The following is a 1,186-nucleotide window of genomic DNA, read 5'->3' on the forward strand; positions in this document are numbered from 1 at the left end:
CCGTCAGCGTCTCCTCGTACGAGGTGTCCGCCGGCGCCGCCGCCGCGATCCTCGACAGCAGCGACGACGAGACGATCGTCGTCGCGAACGTCCCGCGAGCCCCCTTCCGCACCAGGTGCTCCGCCAGCAGCGCCCCCACCTCGTCGCCGCGCAGCATCCGCCAGCCCGCTGCCGCGGAGGGCGCCGGGACGGCCACCGCGCAGCGGTCCGCGTCCGGGTCGTTCGCGATCACGAGGTCCGGGGCGGCGCGGCGGGCCGTCGCGAACGCCAGGTCCATCGCGCCGGGCTCCTCCGGGTTGGGGAAGGCCACCGTCGGGAAGTCCGGGTCCGGGTCCGCCTGCTCGGGGACGACCGTGGGGGCCGGGAAGCCGGCGCGGGCGAAGGCGGCGGTCAGGGTGGTGCGTCCGACGCCGTGCATGGGCGTGTAGACGACGTTCGCGCCGCGGGGGGAGCCGGGGGTCAGGACCGCGTCCGTACGCCGCAGGTAGGCGTCCACGACGTCCGCGCCGAGCACCTCCCAGCCGGACTCCGGGCGGGGGACGTCGGCCAGGGCGCCGACAGCCGCGATCCGCTCCGCGATCTCCGCGTCCGCCGGCGGGACGATCTGCGAGCCGTCGCCCAGGTAGACCTTGTAGCCGTTGTCGCGGGGCGGGTTGTGGCTCGCCGTCACCTCGACGCCGGCGACCGCTCCCAGGTGGCGTATGGCGAAGGCCAGGACCGGGGTGGGGAGGGGGGGGGGCAGCAGCGCCGCCTTGAGCCCCGCTCCGACCATGACGGCCGCCGTGTCGCGGGCGAAGTCGGCGCTCTTGTAGCGGGCGTCGTAGCCGATGACGACGGTGCCGTCGCCCTGGCCCTGGTCTTTCAGGTACGCGGCGAGGCCGGCGGCGGCGCGGATGACGACGGAACGGTTCATGCGCATCGGGCCGGCGCCGAGTTCGCCGCGGAGGCCGGCGGTGCCGAACTGGAGGGTGCCGCTGAAGCGCGCGGCGAGTTCGGTGACGTCCTCGGCCTCGACGAGCTTGGCCAGCTCGTCGCGGGTGTCACGGTCGGGGTCCTCGGCGAGCCACGCCTTGGCTCGCGCGATGAGGTCTGTCTCCACGGGGCTTCTCCGGGGTGAGTGTGGGTTGGGGGTGTGCTCGGTGGTCCGGTGCCGGGGTGGTGCGGGGTGCGGGTGCGGGGTGCGAGG

At 75.4% G+C, this 1,186-nt stretch carries 1 pseudogene; it reads right to left on the reverse strand.

Features of this window, described 5'->3' with window-relative positions:
- Positions 1–1,099: pseudogene (locus ACFU99_RS44225) on the reverse strand (phospho-sugar mutase); the annotation flags it as partial.
- Between the last annotated feature and the right edge of the window lie 87 nt (positions 1,100–1,186).

It is taken from the genome of Streptomyces sp. NPDC057654 (genome assembly GCF_042800135.1).
Taxonomy (GTDB): Bacteria; Actinomycetota; Actinomycetes; order Streptomycetales; family Streptomycetaceae; genus Streptomyces.